Raw genomic sequence first — 19,114 nt, forward strand, 5'->3', positions numbered from 1 at the left:
CCAGTCGCCAAACCCCATCAACCTGCGCCAGGTTTTTTTCAAGCGGCGCTCACCCGCAGCCAGTAGCGGGTGACCTGGCGCACCCGCCAGCCGTACGCGCGGGCGATCAGCGCCACCGATTGCTCCCGGTTCACGGTGCTGAAGTTGCCGCTCACCGGCGCGCTGGCAAGCGTGGCGTCCCAGCCCAGGTAGCCGACGCGATAGCGGCCCAGCTCGGCCAGCACCTGGGACAGCGGCAGGCTGCGGGCGATCAGCATGCCGTCGCGCCAGGCGCCGTGTTCCGCGCCAGGGGCAGGCAGCGGCCGGGCGCCGGCCTTGCTCACCAGCCATTGTTCGCCGGCGGCCAGGGTGAGGGGCGTCCCGGTGGCCCTGGCCGTCACCCTGACCTGGCCCTGGGCGACCGTGACGCAGGTGCCGTCGGCCATCAGCCGCGCTTCGAAGCGGGCGTCAGTGGCTGCCACTTCGCAGTCCGGTGTTTCCAGGCGCCACGGCTGCGGGTTGCCATGGGCCGTGGCCAGGGCCAGTTCACCGCGCAGCAGGGTCAGCCGGTGCGCGTCGTTCACGGCCAGGCTGGCAGCGCTGTCGGTGTTCAGGTCCAGCACGCTGCCGTCGGGCAAGGTCCAGCGCCGGTGCTCGCCGGTGCGCGTGCTGTAGTCGGCGACCAGCCGCTGCCAGGGCGCCTGGCGCTCCGCGGTCCAGCCCGTGGCGCCCACGCCTGCGGCCAGCACCACGAACTTGAGCAGCTGGCGCCGCTGCAGGCGGGTGTCGGGCAGTTTGTTCAGGGTGGCGCGTGCGGCCTGGGCCGGCAGCGCGGCGAATTGGCCATGCAGGCCTTGGATGCGCTGCCAGGCGCTGCGGTGCAGTTCATCCGCCGCCAGCCAGTGCTCGAACGCCTGCCGCGCCGCGGCGTCCGGGGTGTTGAAGGTGACCTTCAGCGACCAGTCGATGGCGGCGTCGAGCACTGCCGCCGGAATGTGCCCGGGCGTGCGGTTCATGGCAGGTCACCGCCGAAGGTGGCGGCGTAGCACTGGCGCAGCGCCTGGGCGATGTAGCGCTCCACGCTGGGTACCGAGACGCCCAGCTCGCGGGCGATGGCGGGGCATTTCAAGCCGTCCAGCTGGGCCAGCAGGAACGCCTGGCGGACGATGGGGCGCAGGCTGTCGAGCAGGCGGTCGATGGCCATCAGCGCCTCGATGACCAGCAGGCCGGTCTGCGGCGACGGCGCCTCTTGGGGTGGCAACTCGGCCAGGGTTTCCAGCCACGCCCGTTCGATGTCCCGGCGCCGCCACAGGTCGATCACCAGCCCCCGCGCCACCGTGTGCAGGTAGGCGCGGGGCTGCGCCAGCGGTTGCAGCTGGCGCCGTTGCAGCACGCGCACAAAGGTGTCCTGCGCCAGGTCCGCGGCATCGGCGGTGTTGCTCAGGCGCTGGTACAGCCAGCCGCGCAGCCAGGCACTGTGGTCGCGGTAGAGTTGTTCGACGAGGGCTGGGTGGTCGGAGCGCTGCATGGCGGATCCTGCGAGGGGTCTATTTGATAAATAGTCGCATTATCATCTGTCATGTGGCGATTGGGAAGTAGCGCGGTGTTGCCGGACGCGGCCCGTGGCCGCTGCTACGGGGGGCGTGCGTCCGGCGGCGCTACGGTCTACCAGCTGTACTTGACGCTGGTCAGCAAGGTGCGGCGCAGCCCCGGGTAGCACTCATAGGTGTCGTCGCAGGTGGCCACGTACTCGGTGTTCAGCAGGTTCTGGGCGTTCACCGACAAGGTCAGGTGCGGGTTGATCGGGTAGCTGGCGCCGGCGTCGAACAGGGTGTAGTTGTCGACGTGGAAGGTGTTGGCGTTGTCACCGTACAGGGCGCCGGTGTAACGCACGCCGCCGCCCAGGCTGAGGCCGTCCAGCAGGGTGTCGTGGAAGCTGTAGTTCAGCCACGCCGAGGCCATGTGCCTGGGGACGTTGGCCGGGCGGTTGCCCTGGTCGCCGTTATTGCTTTTGTTGATTTCGGCGTGGGTGTAGGTGTAGGACGCCAGCAGGTCCCAGTTGCGGTCCAGGCGCGCCTTGACCTCGGCCTCGAGGCCGCGCGACTGCTGTTCGCCGGAGGCCACCGAGTAGCCGGTGGTCACGCCGCCCACCAACTGGTTGGTCAGCACGTTGGTCTTGGTCAGGTCGTAGGCGGCCACGGTCATCAGCAGGGCGTCGCTGGGCTGGTATTTCACGCCCACTTCCCACTGGTGCGCCATGCTCGGGTCGAAGGCGCTGCCGGTGCTGCTGGTGCCGGTGTTGGGGTTGAACGACTCGGCGTAGCTGACGTACGGCGCCAGGCCGAAATCGGTGAGGTAGGTCAGGCCCACGCGGCCGGTGAAGGCGTTGTCCTTCTGGTTGGTGGAGGCGCCGACGTGGTTGTCGAGGTCGTTGCGCACGTAGTCGTAACGGCCGCCGGCGGTGAGTATCCAGTGGTCGTCGAAACTGATCTGGTCCTGCAGGTAGCCGCCCACCTGCTGGATGGTCTGGTCGTAGTCAATGGAGCTGATGCTGTTGGCGGCGCTGGGGCGGGCGATGCTCTGGCCGTATTGCGGGTTGTAGATGTTCAGCGTCGGCGCCAGGGTGCGCCAGCGGCTGATGTCGGCGTCCTGCCAGGCGTAGTCAACGCCCATCAGCAGCTTGTGCACCAGGGGGCCGGTGCTGAAGTCGGCCTGCAGCTGGTTGTCGAGGTTGAAGGTGTCCATGTGCTGGTCGAAGCGGTCGGCGATGCGTGAGGTGGTGCCGCTGGCCAGGTCGACGGCGGTGGGCAGCAGGTTCTGGAAAATCAGGTCCACCTGGCCGTAGCGGGCGTTCTGGCGGAACTCCCAGGTGTCGTTGAAGCGGTGGCGGAACGCGTAGCCCAGGGTGTACTGGTCCTGGTCCAGGTGGTTGAAACTGTGGTCGCCCATCAGCGTGCTGGTGGTGTGGCCGCTGGGGGTGCTGTAGGCAAACAGCGAGCCGCCGTTGTGGTCGCGTAGGAAGTCGGTGAGCACGGTCAGGCTGGTGTCGGCGTCCGGCGCCCAGGTGAAGGAGGGCGCGATGTACAGGCGGTCGTCTTCCACCTGGTGGCCGTCGGCGTATTTCACCTGGGTGTCGGCGTCACGGGCCAGGCCCACCACGCGGTACAGCAGGCTCTGGTCGGCGTTCAAGGCGCCGCCGACGTCGAACTGGCCTTGCAGGCGGTTGTTGTTGCCGCCGGTCAACTGCACTTCGTTGACGTGGTCGGCTTCGGGCAGCTTGCTGACGCGGTTGACGATGCCCCCGGCGTCACCCTGGCCGAACAGGCTGGACGCCGGGCCGCGCGCCACTTCCACACGGTCGTAGGCGTAGGGCTCGCTGCGGAAGAACGCGTAGCTGTTGTTCTGCTGGCGCAGGCCGTTCAGGTAGTCACTGGTGGCCTGGCCGTTGAAGCCACGGATGTACAGCCAGTCGAAGCCCTTGGGGTCCAGGCCGTAGGCTTCCACCTTCACCCCCGGCACGTAGCGCAGGGCATCGGTGACGGTCTGCGCGCCCTGGGCTTGCATCTGCTGGCGGGTGATGACCGAGATCGACTGGGGAATCTCGATGATCGGCGTGTCGGTCTTGGTGCCGGCGCTGCTGCGCGTGGCCACGTAGCCCTGGCCCGGGTCGGCGCTGCCGACCATGGCCTTGCCGGAGATGCTGGTGGGCGTCAGTTGCACGGCGGCGTCCACCGCCGGGATCAGCGAGTAACTGCCGTTGGCCAGCAGCACCGGCTGCAGCGTGCTGCCCGCCAGCAGCTGGCGCAGGCCGGCGTCCACCGCGTAGGTGCCGTGCAGGCCGGGCGAGCGTTGCCCCTGGGCGGTGCGCGGGTCGTAGGAAATGTTGACGCCGGTGGCGCTGGAGAACTGCTCCAGGGCCGCGCTCACCGCCCCGGCGGGAATATCGAAGCGCAGCTGCGCGGTGGCCTGGGCCCAGGCGCTGGGTGCCACCAGCAGCGCCGTCATCGGCGTGGCCAGGGTGATGCTCATGAGGCCCTGGCGCACCGCGCGCTTGAGCAGGTGCGGTCGATTGAAAGTTGGCTTGCGTGCAGACATGTGTGTTCCCTTCGCCCCTGTGGCAGTGGTGATGGCGCTTATTGCGTCTCTGCTACCAAGTCGAACGAGAATTGAAATCGACAACACCCCCGGCGAATTTTTTTCATCCGGCGTCGACGGCCGGCTCCACGCGGGCCCAGTACGGGGTGAAATGGCGGATGCGTACGGGCAGGGTGGCAGCGAGGTTGTCCAGCACGGCGTTGATGTCGGCCAGGTGGAAGGCCCCGGAAATACGCAGCTGGGCGACCTGCTGCGCGCACCCCAGGTAGCCGCTGCGGTAGCGCTGCAGTTCGCTGATCAGGTCCTGCAGGCGCCAGTCGTTGGCCACCAGCATGCCGCGGGTCCAGGCGTCGGCCTGGCGGTTGCCCGGCTGCACCGGGCCCAGCTGGTCGGCGCCGAACTGCAGTTGCTGGCCGGCCTCCACGCGCACCGCCGGCAGCAGCGTGGCGGTGCGCACCTGCACGGCGTGCTCCAGCACGCAGACGCGGGTGCGCTCGCCTTCGCTGCGTACCACGAAGCGCGTGCCCAGGGCGCGGACGCTGCCTTGCGGGGTGTGTACCACGAACGGCCGGGCCTGGGCGTCGCGGGCGGTCTGCACCAGGATTTCCCCGCGCAGCAGCTGCACCTCGCGCAGCTGGGGGCTGTAGCGGATATTCACCGCAGTGGCGGTGTCGAGCTGCACCTGGCTGCCGTCGTCCAGCTGCAGGGTGCGCTGCTCGCCAGTGGCGGTGCGCTGGTCGGCCATCAGCGTCGGCAGCGGCGTCAGGCGCCAGGACAGGGCGGCGCTGCCGCTGCCCGCCAGCAGCAGTGCCAGCACCTTGAGGGTTTCGCGGCGCTTGAGCCGCGCGCTGGCCAGGGCAGGGCGCGCCACGCCCGGGCCTACGCGTTCAAGACGTTCCTGCAGGCGCGCCAGCCGTTCCCACGCCTGGCGGTGGCCGGGGTGGGCCGCAAGCCAGCGGTGGTGCGCCTCGCGGGTGGCGTCGTTGGCGTCGTCGCAGCGCAGCTCCACGTACCAGCGTGCCGCCGCTTCAAGCACCGCATGATCCAGGGCCACGGCTCAGTCCTCGGCCGCCAGCAGGCAGTGGGTCAGGGCCCGCGCCGCATGCTTCTTGACGGTGTTCACCGAGACCTTCAGCTCGCGGCCGATCTGCACGTAGCTCAGGCCGTCGAGCTGGGCCATGAGGAAAATCTCGCGGGTGCGCGGGCCCAGGCCATCGAGCAACCGGTCGATTTCGACCAGGGTCTCGATGATCAGCAGCCGGGTTTCCGGGGAAATGTCCTCGGCTTGCGGGCGTGCGGCCAGGGTTTCCAGGTAGGCCTGCTCCAGCGCCCGGCGGCGGAACATATCGACCATCAGGCTGCGGGCGATGCTGCTCAGGTACGCCCGCGGCTCGCGCAGCTCAGGCGCCTTGCGTTGCAGCAGCACGCGAATGAAGGTGTCTTGCGCCAGGTCCGCCGCGTGGTCGAAACAGCCCAGGCGTTTGCGCAGCCAGCCGCAGAGCCAGCCGTGGTGCTCGCTGTAGAGGGTGTGGATGGCCGGGTGCTGCGTGCGGTCGAGAGAGGACATGGCTCATACCTGAGACGAGTTCATATGAAAATGAATCTCATTTTCTTCAGTGTACGGGCATTTGGCAATATGTATCGGGCCGCCCTACGTAGCAGCTGCCGCAGGCGGCGTCCTGCAACCACGCCGTGTCAGGTATGCCGCGGCGTTGGGACGCGGCCATTGGGCCGCTGCTACGGGATGGTGGCGGTCAGCAGCAGGGACTGCGGCATCGGGCTTTGCGGGTGCTGCGGTTCTTGTATCGAGGCCACGCGCAAGCCGGCCATGTCCAGGGCGTTCACCCAGCTGGCCAGGGTGCGGAAGTACCAGGGCATGGGCTGCCACTGGCCCTGGAACCCGGCGAAGGTTTCTTCGCGCCAGCCATCCTGGTAGTCACCCGCCGCCGCGGCCCAGGGGTGCAGGGTCTGGATCACCAGGGCGCCGCCAGGCACGAGCAGGGCGCCCATGGCCGCCAGCAGCGGGATGATGTCCTGATGCAGCAGGGCGAAGTTGGCGCACACCAGGTCGTAGCCGCTGCCCACGTCCACCGCCGCCTCGGCCAGCTGCGCATAGCTGGCCAGGTGCACCGGCGCCGAACCTGCCGCCTGCGCCGCTGCCACCAGGGTGGCGTCGCCGTCCACGCCCACCGCCTCGATGCCGCGCTGCGCCAGGGCGCGCAGCAGCCAGCCCTCGCCGCAGCCCAGGTCCAGCACGCGCGCCGGCTGGCGGCCCAGCACCGCCAACAGGATGGCCTGGTCGGTGACCTGGCGGCGGCTTTCGATGCTGCCGTCGCGCACGGCCAGGGTCCAGGCCTGGGCGTTGTGGTGCCAGCTGTGCAGCAGGGCGGCTTCGGGGGTGGGCATGGCCGGTTCCTTTGGGTGAGGGGTAGCGCTGGGCGCTGCTGTCAGAGGCCCATCTCGATGGTCAGCGGGTCTGGCCCCAGGCGTCCGGTCTGCTTGAGCTGGGCGATGGCCTGCAGTTCCTGCGGGCTGAGCTCGAAGTCGAACACGTCGAGGTTGGCGGCAATGCGCTGGGCGTTGGACGAGCGCGGAATCACCACGTGGCCCTGCTGCAGGTGCCAGCGCAGGATCACGTGGGCGGCCGTCTTGCCGTGGCGCTGGGCGATCTCGGCGAACAGCGGCAGTTGCAGCAGCTCGCCGCCCTGGCCCAGCGGGCTCCAGGACTCGGTGACGATGCCCTTGGCGCGGCACCACTGGCTCAGCTCGGCCTGGTTGAAGTCGGGGTGGATCTCGATCTGGTTCACCGCCGGCACCACGCCGGTGTCATCGATGATGTGGGTGAGGTGCTCGGCATTGAAGTTGGACACGCCGATGGAGCGCACCCGGCCTTCTTCCTGCAGGCGCACGAAGGCTTTCCAGGTGTCGCGGTAGGCACCTTTCTTCGGGATGGCCCAGTGGATCAGGTACAGGTCCAGGGTCTCCAGGCCCAGGCGCTCCAGGCTGGCGTCGAACGCGCGCAGGGTGCGGTCGAAGCCCTGGTCGGCGTTCCACAGCTTGGTGGTGACGAAGATCTGCTCGCGGGGCACCTCGCTTTCGGCCACGGCCCGGCCCACGCCGGCTTCGTTGCCGTAGATCATCGCCGTGTCGATATGCCGATAGCCGGCGGCCAGCGCGGCCTTCGACGACGCGTAGGCCTGGTCGTCATCCAGCTGCCAGACGCCGAGGCCGAGTTGGGGGATTTGTGCGCCGTCGTTGAGGGTGATCAGTGGAGCGGTTGGCATGTCAGTCTCCTGCTCGGGCTTTAACGAAAGGGTCTTTGGGTTCGAGGGACGGCCACTGGAAAAGTTGCAGGCCTCCTTGGCCATGACGCGCCCTGGCGGGCGCTGCTACAGGGGTTATGCTGTTGAACGGGGCGGTGCATTCGCGCCGCCACTGCCTGGGAGCTGCGTCATGAACGTGCAACCCTACCTGTTTTTTCCTGGCACGTGCCAGCAAGCGATTGATTTCTACTGCGCCGTGCTGGGCGCCACCGTGCAATTCAAGATGACCTTCGCCGAAGCGCCGCAAGCGTCGAGCGGCGCCGACTGCCCCGCCGCACCGCCCGACGGCATCATGCACGCCAACCTGCTGATCGGCACCACCCAACTGATGATGAGCGACGACCCCACCCCCGGCGAGAAAACCCACGGCGGCTTTGCGCTGTCGGTAGCCACCGATGACCTGGCCAAGGGCAAGGCCTGGTTCGACGGGCTGGGGCAGGGCGGCACGGTGCGCATGCCCTGGGGCGAGACGTTCTGGGCGCAGGGCTTCGGTATGTTGACCGACCGCTTTGGCGTGCCGTGGATGGTGAACGTGGAGAAAAAGCCAGGGGCCGCGTAAACGTAGCAGCTGCCGAAGGCTGCGTCCGGGCCCACCTATCGTTCACAGTCATGGCGCATCATGTCCCGTATCACGTCGACATCGATGCGCCAGGAGCAGGGAGCACCACTGATGGACCTACCAACACTGCGCACGCCCCGGCTGCTGCTCAAACCCTTGAGCGCACCACAGGCCGCCCGCCTGGCCGAGTTGGCCGATGACCCGTGGGTGCGCGCCTTCACCGCGAACATGCCCTCGCCCTACACGGTAGAGGCGGCCCACGCCTTCATCGAGCGTTCCAGGCAGGGTGCCGAACGCGACGAGGATTACGTGGCAGGTATCCACACCCACGCAGGCGAACTGATGGGCGTCATCAACCTGCGCCCCTCCAGGCGCCACCGTAGCGGCCACCTGGGCTACTGGATCGGCGCGGCGTTTCGCAACCAGGGCTTCACCACCGAAGCGGTCCGGCACCTCATGCTGTTTGCCTTTCAAACGCTGGAATTGCACCGCGTGCCCACCGCCTGCCTGGCCACCAACAGCGCCTCGGCGCGGGTGCTTGAAAAGGCCGGGCTGGCGCCGGCCCCGTAGCAGCTGCCGCCAGGCGGCGTCCTGGCCCTTGAGTCCGGCCCAGCGCAGCACTGCGGGAGGAGGCGGTGGCTTCGGACGCGGTGGTTGGGGACGCGGCCTGCGGCCGCTGCTACGGGGGGTTATTTGAAGACCGGGATGGGGCTCGCGGCGGGTGTCTGCTTCAGGTACTCGCGCAGCCGGCGGCCGATGGCGGCGATGTTCGCCTCGCCGGCGCGCAAGGCCTGGGGGTTGGTGTGCACGGAGTAGTCGCCCAGGGCCAGGTCATAGGGATGCGGCGCGGCAGAGCCGATGACGAACACCGCGTCCTTGCCCAGAGCCCTTAGCGTCACTGCATCGCTGCCCGGCTCGAAGATCACCAGTTCGCCACCCAGCACCCGGTCAGGCGCGGCCAGGGCGCCGCGGCTGACACTCAGCCACAGCGACTCATGGCCGGCCGGCGGCGTGTAGGTCCAGGACTGCCCGGCGCCCAGCGTCACCAGCAGGTAGTTCACCCCGGTGGGCGCGCGCACCGGGCTTTGCACCCCCTGGTACTCGCCAAGGATCACCCGTGCCGGGCCCGCCTCGGGCATGGCGCGGGACTCCAGGTACTGGCTGTCGACGCTGGCGTTTTCCAGCGCCGGCGGCAGGGCCAGCCACAATTGAAAGCCCTGGATGCGTGGCGAGGTACCCACCGACATTTCCTTGCCGTGCCACACCCCGCCGCCGGCGCGCATCCATTCCACGCCGCCGTAGTCGATGAAGCCCTGGCCCGAGTCGGCGTCGTCGAAGCGCAGGTTGCCTTCGGTAATCAGCGTGACCGTGGCAATACCCGAGTGCGGGTGCATGGGCATGCCGTTGATGAACGCACTCTCGCCTTCAAACAGGTCCAGGAACACGAAGGGCTTGAGCCACTGGCCCAGGTCGCCCGGGCTCATCAGCCGGACGATGGCGCCGTGGCCGCTGCCGGTGGTGCGGTAGGCGATCGCGCGGGGCGCTACCGGCTTCATTTACGTGCATCCAGGCTGAAGCGGCCGGCGCCGAACGCCACGACCTGCAGCAACCCGCCGGCCATGGCGATGTTCTTGAAGAAGTGGATGAACTGGTTCTGATCGCCCAGGGCGTTATGGAAGGCCAACGCCGTCGCCACGCTGAACACCGCCAGCACGGCCGCGACGGCGCGGGCGCGGTAGCCGGCGATCAGGGCGATGCCGCCGCCAATTTCGACCAGGATGGCTATCACCAGCGCCACCTGGGGCAGCGGCAAACCTACTGAGCTGATGTAGCCCACCATCATTGCCGGGGCGGCCAGCTTGGAAAAGCCGGAGAGGATGAAAATGGTGCTGAGCAGCACGCGGCCGATCAACGACACCGAGGCCTGGGCCACGTCGGAGCTGCCTGGAGTGGCAGCGGCTTGAGCAATGTTTGCAGTCATGGGGTATTTCCTTCAGGGAGGGCGGATTCGCCATGAACCGCCGCAGTGAAGAAATGGTGCGCCGGCCCCGACCATCTGAATAGCCGGCTAATTTAGTACGTTACGTTCGAAAAAATAGGCAAGCTGAGGCAGGCAGGCGGATACTGTCGGTCTTCATCGTCAAGGACACCGTCATGATCACCGAGCCCGGCACCCCCACACTCGACCAGCTGCGCGTGTTCATGACCGTGGTCGAGGTCGGCAGCTTCGCGGCGGCCGCCAGAAAGCTGCACCGCGCCACCTCGGTGGTCAGCTACTCGATCGCCAACCTGGAATTGCAGCTGGGCGTGCTGCTGTTCGACCGCCACACCACCCGCAAGCCGCAGCTCACCGAGGCGGGCCGCACGGTGTTGGCCGAAGCGCGCAGCATTACCCACGGCATCCACGGCCTGCGGGCCAAGGTAAAGGGGCTGCTCCAGGGCCTGGAAGCGGAAGTTCGCCTGGTGCTGGACGTGATGCTGCCGGCGGAGCGGGTGGTGGATGCGTTGAAATCCTTTCGTGAAACCTTTCCCACGGTCGCCCTGCATCTGCACATGGAGGCGCTGGGCGCGGTCACCGACCGGGTGATCAACCGTGGCGCCACGCTCGGCGTCAGCGGGCCGATGAGCAACGCCATCGATGGTATCGAGAAAATGGCCGTCGGCAGCGTCGAACTGATCCCGGTGGCCGCCCCCGACCACCCCCTGGCCATGAACGGCGCCAACCCGCCGGGCGCGGTGCGGGCGCACACCCAACTGGTGCTGTCCGACCGCTCGCACCTGACCGAAGGCAAGGACTTCGCCGTGCTCGGCAACCGCACCTGGCGCCTCGCCGACCTGGGTGCCAAACACATGCTGCTGCGCGAGGGCATTGGCTGGGGGAACATGCCGGCGCCGATGGTAGCGGAGGACCTGGCGAGTGGCCGGCTGGTGCACCTGGACATAGCCGAGTACGCGAGTGGGCATTATGCCTTCGATGTCATCTACCGCACCGATCAGCCGCCGGGGCCGGCGGCGAGGTGGTTGATCGAGCGGTTTGTGCACCAGGCAGGCGGGCAGGCGTAGCAGCTGCCGCCAGGCGGCGTCCGGGCCTCTGCATCAGCGGCTTTTAACCCACAGCCCAAACTCGCGCATCACCTCCACGACCGGCGCCAGCCGCCTGCCGTCCTCCGTCAGTTCGTATTCAACGGTTACCGGCACGGTAGGAAACACCGTGCGCTTGAGCAACCCCGCTTCTTCCAGCGCCCGCAGATCAAGCGTCAGCATGCGCTGGGATATGGCCGGCATATCACGCCTCAGGGCGTTGAAACGCTTGGGGCCCTCCAACAGGTATGAGGCAATCAACAAGCGCCATCGCCCGCCCAGCAAGCGCATTGCTTCTTCCACCGAACAACCGGATATGTTGTGTTTCATCAGCTCAAGCCCCGGGCAAACAGGTATACATTTTGTACCTATACTACAAATTACTGCCTTCTTCTTATTTTATACCCGCGCTCTAGAATGGCCCGAAGCCGCCACTGTGCCGTTTCCCCATGTTCTGGAGCTCGCCCATGAAGCTGTACTACATCCCCGCGTCCTGCTCGCTAGCCCCTCATATCGTGCTGAATGAACTGGGCCTGCAAGCGGCCTTGATCAAGGTCGACCACAAGAAGCACCGCACCGATTCGGGCGCCGATTATCTCGCGGTCAACCCCCTGGCCTACGTGCCCGCCCTTGAACTGGAAGACGGCACCTTGCTGCGCGAAGGGCCGGCGATTGTGCAATACCTCGCCGACCTGAAACCGGAGTGCCAGCTGGTGCCCCCCGCAGGCAGCCTGGCGCGGTACCGGCTACAGGAGTGGTTGAACTTTCTGTCGTCCGAGGTGCACAAGGGCTTTATCCCGTTGCTTTACGCCACCCTGGCCGGTTCATACGTGGCCACCGCCAAACCCAAGCTTGAGCAACGCTTCCACTGGATCGATGCTCAACTGGCCGAAAAGCCGTACCTTATGGGGGACGCCTTCAGGGTGGCGGACGCCTACCTGTTTGCACTGACAGGCTGGGGGCAGGCCGGCTGGTTGACTAGTTACTACAAGGCCGACATCCACTTTGACCACCTGCACAACCTTCGCGCCTGGCATGAACGGGTCAAGGCACGGCCTGCGGTTTTAACAGCGTTGCGTGAAGAAGGGCTTGCATGACCACGACCTCGTTCCTGGAATTCCACAAGATGCACGCCAACGGCGACGACTTCGTCATTGTCGACGCCCGGCGCGTGCCCGTCGCCATCACCGAGCAGCTGGCGCGACGGTTGGGTGACAGAAACCGCGGCATCGGCTTCAACCAGCTTGCCGTGATGCTCCCCTGCGAGCACGCCGAGGCGCAGTTGGTGTTCTGGAACGCCGACGGCTCACCCCTGGCCACCTGTGGCAGCGCCACCCGCGGCGCCGCCGATTTTCTGATGCGTGAGGGCAATACCGCCGCCGTGGTGGTGCGTACGGGGCGCGGACTCTTGACGTGCACGCGCACCGCCTCCGGCGATATTTCCGTGAGCATGGGCCAGCCTTCGCTTGGCTGGGCGGACATCCCCCTGGCAAGGGAAATGGACACCCGTGAGCTGCCCATCGCCGGCAGCCCTGCCGCGGTCAGCATGGGCAACCCGCATTGCACCTACTTCGTGGACGACCTGGCCACCGTGGACGTGGCCGCCCTGGGCCCCGCGCTGGAACACCATGCGCTGTTCCCCGCCAGAACCAACGTGCATTTCGTCCAGGTCATCAACCGCCAGCACATCCGCCTGCGCATCTGGGAGCGCGGCGGTGGCGTGGCGCTGGGGTCGGGCTCCTGCGCCTGCGGCGCGGCGGTGAACGGCATGCGCCGGGGGCTGCTGGACAGCGAGGTACGGGTTGAATGCGATGGCGGCAGCACGACCGTGCAGTGGGATGGGGTAGGGCCGGTGATGTTGACCGGGCCGGTGGCAAGGCTGTACTCGGGGCGCCTGGCAGACGCTTTTCTCCCCCCGTAGCAGCAACTGTCTTGAAATGGCGTCGTCTGCATCGCGACTAAAGTCGGCTCCTACACTATTCGTGGTAGGAGCCGGCCTTGGCCGCGATGCAGGCGACGCGGTCTATGGGGTATCCGCATTCGCGTAGCAGCTGCCGAAGGCTGCGTCCGGCGGCGGTCCTGCGTTGCTCCAGGACGCGGCCTGCGGCCGCTGCTACAGATTCGCCTAGCCACTGTCTTGCCCAGTTAATGACGTCCGCCATGCTGTGCCGTCGCGCAGCATGGCGTTAAGCCGGACCAGCAGCACGCGCATGCACGCTACCAGCGCCACTTTTGCACTCTTGCCTTTATCGCGCAGCCCCTCGTAACGCGCCTTGAACGAGGCGTCGTAGCGGATGACCGTCCAGCACGACATGTACAGCACTCGCCGCACCGCACTGCGCCCGCCGCAGATCTTGCGCTTGCCCTGGAAGTTGCCACTGTCGTTGTTATAGGGGGCCAGGCCCGCCAGCCCCGCTATCTGGTGCCGGTCCAACTCGCCCAGTTCTGGCAGGTAAGCCATCAGGCTGGCCGCGGTGATCGTGCCGAGACCTTTGACTGACGTCAGTTGCGCCACCTTGGGCGCATCAAGTGCCTGCATCGTTTGCTCGATGGCCTTTTCCAGCTCCAGGATCTGTGCTTTCAGGAAGGCGATATGGCCTTCCAGCAGCTCGATTATCCTGGGGGACTGGGCCTGTTTCAGACGGCGTCTGTCGTCGTCGCGTTGCTGTACGAAGCGCTCGCGCTGCTGTACCAGCTCCCGTAAAAACTGGGTCGGCGCCGAATCCTGCTGGGGTTTGGCCGCCTTCAAAGTTTCGGCAAACTGCGCCAGGACCTGGGCATCGATGGGGTCTGTCTTGGCTTGCTTACCGATCGCCTCGGCAAACGCCCGGGCACGGCGGGGGTTTACGCGCACGACGGTAAAGCCAGCCAGGCGAAGGGCCGCCATCACCCCCCGCTCGTAGCCGCCGGTCGCCTCAAGCAGGACCTTCTGCACGTCGCAACCGCTCAGCTTTTCGATCAGATGGGCATAACCTGTTGAGTTATTGGGGACATTGAAGCTGATGTCTTGGGGGCGAAGCCAAACTGCGAGGGAGGATTTAGCGACGTCGATACCGAGCCAGGAAATCATGGGGAACACCTCTTACACTCAAGGATGAGAGCACTCTGGTGATGCCCATGCTTGTGATGTTCGAGGTCGGCTCGTTCAACTGTTCGGGCTTGTAGCCAGAGCGGAGAGGTGAATGGCGGTTCTGCTGCTACACGTGCTTATCAACACTGCTGCCGAACAACCTGCCATTCACCGCTCTCACCTCAGATTCTATTCCCTTCTCTAGACACAAGCTGCCGCAGGCGGCGTCCCGCCCCTCACTATCCTGAAGCCCAGCAGTGTGGCGCAGCGCTGCGGCTAGCCCATGATGCACAGGTTGTAAGCGCCGCTGACGGTCAGGTGAACAGCCCGTTGGGCCTGCTCTTGCGCTGCGCCGGCGGGCACGGCGAACTGGCTTGTGTAGTAGGCCGCCAGCTCAGCGGCTGCTTGCCGCATCAACGCCTGGTGATCGGCGATAAAGTGCGGCTCGTCCACTGGGTACTGCATTGATGCCTCGGGCACGTCACTGACCGCCCGCCACAGCGCCATGTCGTGCAACCGCACGGCCAGCCGCGTCCTGGCGTATTCACGATACAGGGAGAACCGTACCGTCCCCGGGCAATCGGGCTGCGCCTGCTCTGCGGCGTGCGCCAACGCATCCAGGGCGGGCAGGGCAGGCAGGGTGGCTTCGCAGTCCGTAGTAACCAACTGGCTGTCAATGGCCCCGCCGTAGACCGAGCCCAGCGCCGCCATCAGCCCAGGGCGGCGCACCAGCGCTGCGCACGGCAAGGTCAGGGGCGCATTGGGCGGGGTGAAGGTGGCGCCGAGCGAGGCGACGTCCAGAAACCGGGCGAACGCGGCGTCCGAACTGGCGAGCTCGAGCGCGGACGCGTTATTCAACGGGTGGCCTAACGTTGGGTTGGTTTCGAGTTGGCGGACCATCGGAGCGATCATCGCCGCCACCACGGCGGTGCGCTTGGTGGCGTCTTCGATGGTCGAGTAGCGGTCGATGGCCTCGTAGATCGACGCCGCCGGTGGATTGGGCTGCGTAAGCGCTGTGGCGGCGAAGCAGACGTTGACGATGTTCGTTGCCAACAGCGTGAACGCGACCCTGCAGGCAAGGCGTGACAACTTCATGGGGAACTCCCTTTCCGCAAAGCCCCCATCATAGGCCGGCAGCTCCCCCCGGAAGATGAATTAACACCCCCCGTAGCAGCTGCCGCAGGCGGCGTCCCGAAGCCCACCACGTTCACCGCGGCGCCTGGGACGCGGCCTGGCGGCCGCTGCTACGGAGTCCGGGTTACCCAGGCGATTGCGGCCAGCGCCATGCCGGCCACGTTCAAGGTCACCGGGTTGAACGCATCCGCCAGCATCGATGGCTGCACCAGCGCCACATCCACCAATAGCGCCAACAACGCCACGCCCGCCACCAGCAACGGCCAACTGCGCCCCGGCGTGAACAGCAACAACGCCGCCAGCGCCAGCTCGGCCACCCCGGCCGCCTGGGAAAACCACAGCGCATCCCCGAGGCCATGGGCCTGCAGCAACGTGCGCTCCCCAGGGGCGGTCATGATCAGCTTGGGCACCAGCCCATGGTAGGCAAACATGAACGCCAGGCCGCCACGCCCCAGCCAATGTGCCTGGCGCAGGCGGTTCATGCCGGCGCCTTGAGAAAGCGCCGCTGATGGTCCGGCGTGGGCATCAGGCACACGTCATATTTGCCGAACAGCCGGTAGCGGTTGAGCGCGATGCGGTCGTAGGCCCAGTCGCGCAACCACAATGGGCAAACGCGCAGCGCCCGCAACGCCGGCCAGGGCGTGGGCAGCAGCGCCACCACCTCGAAAAACGCCTCCGAGCGCACCCAGTAATGGTGATCGCGGATGACCGCCATGGTGTCGAACGCATCCACCGGCAGGCCGGCCCACGCCAGCAACGCCTGCCCCTCGGGCGACTGCACCGTGGCCAGGCGCACCCGCTGGCTGCGGTCATGGCGAATCAGGAACTTCGCCCAGCCGTTGCACAGCTTGCACACCCCGTCGAACAGCACCACGGTTTCACCGGGAGCCAGCAGCGGGGCGGGGGTGGGGCGGTTCAGGGAGGTGGGCATGGGTGGGGCTCGTGGGTGGGGCTGTGGGGAACAGTGTAACGCGCTATGCGCTCATTGCACTGCGGCGCCTGGGACGCGGCTTGGTGGCCGCTGCTACGGGACCGTGGACGTCTCTACAGATCCAGGCACATGCTTTCTTGATTGCAAAATGATATCGTTTTGCTTTGTCCAAGATCGTGTCAGTTCGACACATGGAATCCCGATTGGGAAAGGAAACCTGAATGTCATCCCTGCAAGCCGAAATGCTTATTGAACAGAAAGTGGCAAACGCCAAGAAGTCCACTGGCGTTGCCTACCTGTTGTGGTTTTTCGTGGGCGGCTTCGGCGCACACCGTTTTTACCTGGGTAAAACGGGCACTGCCGTGGCTCAATTGATCATCACCGTTATCGGTTGTTTCACCATCTTCCCGCTCATCATTACCGGCCTCTGGTTATTGGTGGATGCGTTCCTGATCCCGGGCATCATCCAGGAGCACGCGGAAAAAGCGCGCCGCGAGGCACGTCTTGAAGTAGCGTTGATTCAACAGAGTCAAGCGTGATGCGCCCTGTAGCCGCCGCCTGACAGCCGCGGCTACAACCCAGCCAGCGCCAAACCCACCCCCAACCCAATCAACGCCGCACCAACCACCCTGTCCAGCACCCGTTGCCTGGCCAGCAAACGCCCGCGCAGCGCCTCTGCCGAAAAGAACACCGCCACAACGCTGAACCACCCCCAATGCGCCAGCGACATGAACAGCCCATAGCCCAAATCAGTCGCCAAACCGTTGCTGACCTGCACCACCTGGCTGTAAGTGGCCACCACGAACAGCATCGTCTTCGGGTTCAGCGCGTTGGTCAGGAACCCCATCCCGAACGCCTTGCCAGCAGAAGGGCGCGGACCGCTGGCCACGCCCACCTCCAAGGCCGAGGTGCTGCTCAGCGACTTCCACCCCAGGTAGATCAGGTAACCCGCCCCGAGCAGCTTCATCGCCATGAACACCATCGGCGAGTGGGTGATGACCAGCGCAATGCCCAACACGGTATACAACACATGCACCTGCACCCCGCAGGCGATGCCCAACGCCGCCATCAGCCCGCTGCGACGCCCGTAGGCGTAGCTGTTGCGGGTGACCATCGCAAAGTCCGGCCCTGGGCTGATCACCGCCAGCATCGTGATCGCCGCTACGGCCAACAACTCATTCATACCTGCTCCCCATTTTGCACGACGTTTTCGCACAGGTACCCTGCGCCATGCCGCGCAGAGTGGCGCTTTGCGATGGGGAATAAAAACGATTTATAGTGCAGCGAATCTGTGAGAAATCATCGTCTATATGAAGCTGCCAGCCCTCACCGCGTTGCACTTCTTCACCGTCGCCGCGCAAACCCAGAGCTTCGTCCAGGCCGCGCGCCTGCTGCACGTCACCCACGGCGCCGTCAGCCGCCAGGTGCGGCTGCTGGAAGAGGGCATCGGCGTCGAACTGTTCGACCGCCGCAACCGCGCCATCTTCCTCAACGACGCCGGCCGGCTGCTGTACAACGTCACCGGGCCGTTTTTCGAACAGCTCGAAGGCGCCGTCGACACCCTGCGCCGCGACGCGCGCGAAGACGTGCTGGTGGTGTCCTGCGAACCGACCATCGCCATGAAATGGCTGATCCCGCGCCTGCCGGACTTCCACGCCGCCCACCCGCACCTGCAAGTGCAACTGCTGACCGCCGGCGGCCCCATCGACTTCGCCCGCACCGGCGCCGACGTGGCGGTGCGGCGGGACGACTTCTACTGGGGGGAGGCGCTGTACAGCGAAACCATCTGCGAAGAATGGATAGGCCCGGTGTGCACGCCAGCGCTATGGCCCGAAGGCCAGCAGCTGGACGGGATGCGCCTGTTGCGCAGCAAGACCCGGCCGTTGGCGTGGGAGCATTGGCTGCGGTTGGCGGAAGTGGCGGCGCTGGGTTCCACGCGGGTGGAATATGAGCATTTCTACCTGTGCATCCAGGCGGCTGCGGCGGGGTTGGGGGTGGGGTTGTCGTCATTCCTGATGGTGCAGGATGAGCTGGCGTCGGGGCAGTTGATGGCGCCGTTCGGGTTTCGGCGCGATGGGTCGAAGTATTGCCTGCTGGCGCCGCGGGGGTTCGAGGAGGGCAGGAAGGAATGGGTGTTCCTGCAATGGATTCGCGCACAAATGGCCGCCATAAAACCCCCGTAGCAGCTGCCGAAGGCTGCGTCCGGCGGCCCCGCAAAACCGCAGGGCCTGGACGCGGCCTTGCGGCCGCTGCTACGGAGTCCTGGTGTAGCCGCTGCCGAAGGCTGCAGCTGATCTGGAGGAGCACACGGCAGCCCATGGTATCGTTGGCGAACTATCGGAATTGATGCAGCCCCAAATGACCACTGACCATCTAGCGCCACTGCGCGCTGCGATCCACGACCGCAAAATAACCGCGCCTCCGCATCCGTGGATAGAGATTGCCAGGTATTGCGTAGCCGGGTTGTTTGACATCGGCTTTCACCGCGATTCAGAGCTGCTTTTGGTGGTGTCGAGTTCAGGGCGTGGCGTATTCGATTGCCTTACGGGAGCGAAAATCGCGCGGGATTATGCCGACGATGTACTGACCGATGCCTACCTGGAGTGCGAAGGAATAGGCCCGCTGGCCGGCATGAATATACGGACGTCAGGGATCAGCGGGGGCGGGCTGCCCGTTGCGTCACCGGATGGATGGTGTGTTGAGACCGTAACGTTGAGTTGGCCGGAACATCACCTGTTGCTGGTGGAACCGGGGTCGTGGCTGTACGGCGAACGTTATAAACAGCCCTGCGCTTTTCATAAGTTGGCGGTCGAGCGTGAGTTGAGGGCGTTTGGGTTTTCCTGGTCGGGGAAGAGCTTGGTGATTGCTACGTCCGGGGAATTGGTAGTTTATCGTCGGTAGGGCTTGGCCTGCCCCAGCCATGCCGGATCATCCGCTACAGA

The 19,114-nt window shown here is 66.1% G+C and carries 23 protein-coding genes; 8 read left to right on the forward strand and 15 right to left on the reverse strand.

Going from position 1 to position 19,114, the window contains the following annotated elements:
- Positions 1-38: 38 nt before the first annotated feature.
- The 7 genes from RAM80_RS28895 to RAM80_RS28925 all read right to left on the reverse strand — a co-directional run bounded on the left by RAM80_RS28895 (position 39) and on the right by RAM80_RS28925 (position 7,358).
- The gene (locus RAM80_RS28895) at positions 39-995 is read right to left on the reverse strand and encodes a FecR domain-containing protein (protein WP_416423786.1); all 957 of its coding nucleotides are present in this window, start codon (positions 993-995) and stop codon (positions 39-41) included.
- Complete coding sequence (locus tag RAM80_RS28900; RefSeq protein ID WP_416423787.1) at positions 992-1,507, reverse strand: sigma-70 family RNA polymerase sigma factor; 516 nt, start codon at positions 1,505-1,507, stop codon at positions 992-994. Before RAM80_RS28900 ends, RAM80_RS28895 begins: the two co-directional genes overlap by 4 nt.
- 137 nt (positions 1,508-1,644) lie before the next feature.
- Complete coding sequence (locus RAM80_RS28905; protein WP_416423788.1) at positions 1,645-4,074, reverse strand: TonB-dependent siderophore receptor; 2,430 nt, start codon at positions 4,072-4,074, stop codon at positions 1,645-1,647.
- Between the two features lie 103 nt (positions 4,075-4,177).
- A complete protein-coding gene (locus RAM80_RS28910) occupies positions 4,178-5,128 on the reverse strand; it encodes a FecR domain-containing protein (protein WP_416423789.1) in 951 nt (316 codons plus the stop codon).
- Between the two features lie 3 nt (positions 5,129-5,131).
- The gene (locus RAM80_RS28915; RefSeq protein WP_416423790.1) at positions 5,132-5,641 is read right to left on the reverse strand and encodes a sigma-70 family RNA polymerase sigma factor; all 510 of its coding nucleotides are present in this window, start codon (positions 5,639-5,641) and stop codon (positions 5,132-5,134) included.
- A gap of 170 nt (positions 5,642-5,811) precedes the next feature.
- The gene (locus RAM80_RS28920) at positions 5,812-6,480 is read right to left on the reverse strand and encodes a class I SAM-dependent methyltransferase (RefSeq protein WP_416423791.1); all 669 of its coding nucleotides are present in this window, start codon (positions 6,478-6,480) and stop codon (positions 5,812-5,814) included.
- A gap of 41 nt (positions 6,481-6,521) precedes the next feature.
- Complete coding sequence (locus RAM80_RS28925; RefSeq protein ID WP_416423792.1) at positions 6,522-7,358, reverse strand: aldo/keto reductase; 837 nt, start codon at positions 7,356-7,358, stop codon at positions 6,522-6,524.
- A gap of 169 nt (positions 7,359-7,527) precedes the next feature.
- On the opposite strand from RAM80_RS28925, the gene yjdN reads away from it, so the two are divergent.
- Both yjdN and RAM80_RS28935 read left to right on the forward strand, forming a co-directional pair.
- Positions 7,528-7,956, forward strand: a complete 429-nt coding sequence (gene yjdN, locus RAM80_RS28930) for a VOC family metalloprotein YjdN (RefSeq protein ID WP_416423793.1) — start codon at positions 7,528-7,530, stop codon at positions 7,954-7,956.
- 111 nt (positions 7,957-8,067) lie between these two features.
- On the forward strand, positions 8,068-8,526 hold the full coding sequence (locus tag RAM80_RS28935) for a GNAT family N-acetyltransferase (RefSeq protein ID WP_416423794.1): 459 nt from the start codon (positions 8,068-8,070) through the stop codon (positions 8,524-8,526).
- 119 nt (positions 8,527-8,645) lie between these two features.
- Here RAM80_RS28935 and RAM80_RS28940 read toward each other — a convergent pair whose 3' ends face one another.
- Both RAM80_RS28940 and RAM80_RS28945 read right to left on the reverse strand, forming a co-directional pair.
- The gene (locus RAM80_RS28940) at positions 8,646-9,512 is read right to left on the reverse strand and encodes a pirin family protein (protein ID WP_416423795.1); all 867 of its coding nucleotides are present in this window, start codon (positions 9,510-9,512) and stop codon (positions 8,646-8,648) included.
- Entirely contained in the window at positions 9,509-9,937 is a 429-nt protein-coding gene (locus RAM80_RS28945; protein ID WP_416423796.1) for a DoxX family protein, read from the reverse strand. Before RAM80_RS28945 ends, RAM80_RS28940 begins: the two co-directional genes overlap by 4 nt.
- Positions 9,938-10,110: 173 nt before the next feature.
- On the opposite strand from RAM80_RS28945, the gene RAM80_RS28950 reads away from it, so the two are divergent.
- On the forward strand, positions 10,111-11,019 hold the full coding sequence (locus RAM80_RS28950) for a LysR family transcriptional regulator (protein WP_416423797.1): 909 nt from the start codon (positions 10,111-10,113) through the stop codon (positions 11,017-11,019).
- Between the two features lie 33 nt (positions 11,020-11,052).
- Here RAM80_RS28950 and RAM80_RS28955 read toward each other — a convergent pair whose 3' ends face one another.
- Positions 11,053-11,367 carry a winged helix-turn-helix transcriptional regulator gene (locus RAM80_RS28955; RefSeq protein WP_416423798.1) on the reverse strand — a complete coding sequence of 105 codons (315 nt, stop codon included), beginning with the start codon at positions 11,365-11,367 and terminating at the stop codon, positions 11,053-11,055.
- A gap of 137 nt (positions 11,368-11,504) precedes the next feature.
- Here RAM80_RS28955 and gstA point away from each other — a divergent pair, with 137 nt between their 5' ends.
- Together gstA and dapF are read left to right on the forward strand one after the other, a co-directional pair.
- Entirely contained in the window at positions 11,505-12,134 is a 630-nt protein-coding gene (gene gstA / locus RAM80_RS28960) for a glutathione transferase GstA (protein WP_416423799.1), read from the forward strand.
- On the forward strand, positions 12,131-12,958 hold the full coding sequence (dapF, locus tag RAM80_RS28965) for a diaminopimelate epimerase (protein ID WP_416423800.1): 828 nt from the start codon (positions 12,131-12,133) through the stop codon (positions 12,956-12,958). The genes gstA and dapF overlap by 4 nt, the downstream gene beginning before the upstream one ends.
- A gap of 204 nt (positions 12,959-13,162) precedes the next feature.
- On the opposite strand, the gene RAM80_RS28970 is transcribed toward dapF, so the two are convergent.
- From RAM80_RS28970 to RAM80_RS28985, 4 genes are all read right to left on the reverse strand, one after another.
- Entirely contained in the window at positions 13,163-14,107 is a 945-nt protein-coding gene (locus tag RAM80_RS28970) for an IS110 family transposase (protein ID WP_416423801.1), read from the reverse strand.
- Between the two features lie 276 nt (positions 14,108-14,383).
- Positions 14,384-15,202, reverse strand: a complete 819-nt coding sequence (locus RAM80_RS28975) for a hypothetical protein (RefSeq protein WP_416423802.1) — start codon at positions 15,200-15,202, stop codon at positions 14,384-14,386.
- Between the two features lie 149 nt (positions 15,203-15,351).
- Positions 15,352-15,723: a DoxX-like family protein gene (locus RAM80_RS28980; protein WP_416423803.1), complete on the reverse strand. Its 372-nt coding sequence runs from the start codon at positions 15,721-15,723 to the stop codon at positions 15,352-15,354.
- Positions 15,720-16,172 carry a thiol-disulfide oxidoreductase DCC family protein gene (locus RAM80_RS28985; protein WP_416423804.1) on the reverse strand — a complete coding sequence of 151 codons (453 nt, stop codon included), beginning with the start codon at positions 16,170-16,172 and terminating at the stop codon, positions 15,720-15,722. Before RAM80_RS28985 ends, RAM80_RS28980 begins: the two co-directional genes overlap by 4 nt.
- 221 nt (positions 16,173-16,393) lie before the next feature.
- Between RAM80_RS28985 and RAM80_RS28990 the strand changes: the two genes are divergently transcribed.
- Positions 16,394-16,711 (forward strand): TM2 domain-containing protein, encoded by a 318-nt coding sequence (locus tag RAM80_RS28990; RefSeq protein WP_416423805.1) that lies wholly within the window; start codon positions 16,394-16,396, stop codon positions 16,709-16,711.
- A 32-nt stretch (positions 16,712-16,743) separates the two neighbouring features.
- Here RAM80_RS28990 and RAM80_RS28995 read toward each other — a convergent pair whose 3' ends face one another.
- Positions 16,744-17,355: a LysE family translocator gene (locus tag RAM80_RS28995; protein ID WP_416423806.1), complete on the reverse strand. Its 612-nt coding sequence runs from the start codon at positions 17,353-17,355 to the stop codon at positions 16,744-16,746.
- A gap of 127 nt (positions 17,356-17,482) precedes the next feature.
- On the opposite strand from RAM80_RS28995, the gene RAM80_RS29000 reads away from it, so the two are divergent.
- Both RAM80_RS29000 and RAM80_RS29005 read left to right on the forward strand, forming a co-directional pair.
- Positions 17,483-18,355, forward strand: coding sequence for a LysR substrate-binding domain-containing protein (locus RAM80_RS29000; protein ID WP_416423807.1), 873 nt, complete (start codon positions 17,483-17,485; stop codon positions 18,353-18,355).
- Positions 18,356-18,530: 175 nt separating this feature from the next.
- On the forward strand, positions 18,531-19,073 hold the full coding sequence (locus RAM80_RS29005) for a hypothetical protein (RefSeq protein WP_416423808.1): 543 nt from the start codon (positions 18,531-18,533) through the stop codon (positions 19,071-19,073).
- Positions 19,074-19,114: the final 41 nt, after the last annotated feature.

It is taken from the genome of Pseudomonas sp. App30, from assembly GCF_047947025.1.
Taxonomy (GTDB): domain Bacteria; phylum Pseudomonadota; class Gammaproteobacteria; order Pseudomonadales; family Pseudomonadaceae; genus Aquipseudomonas.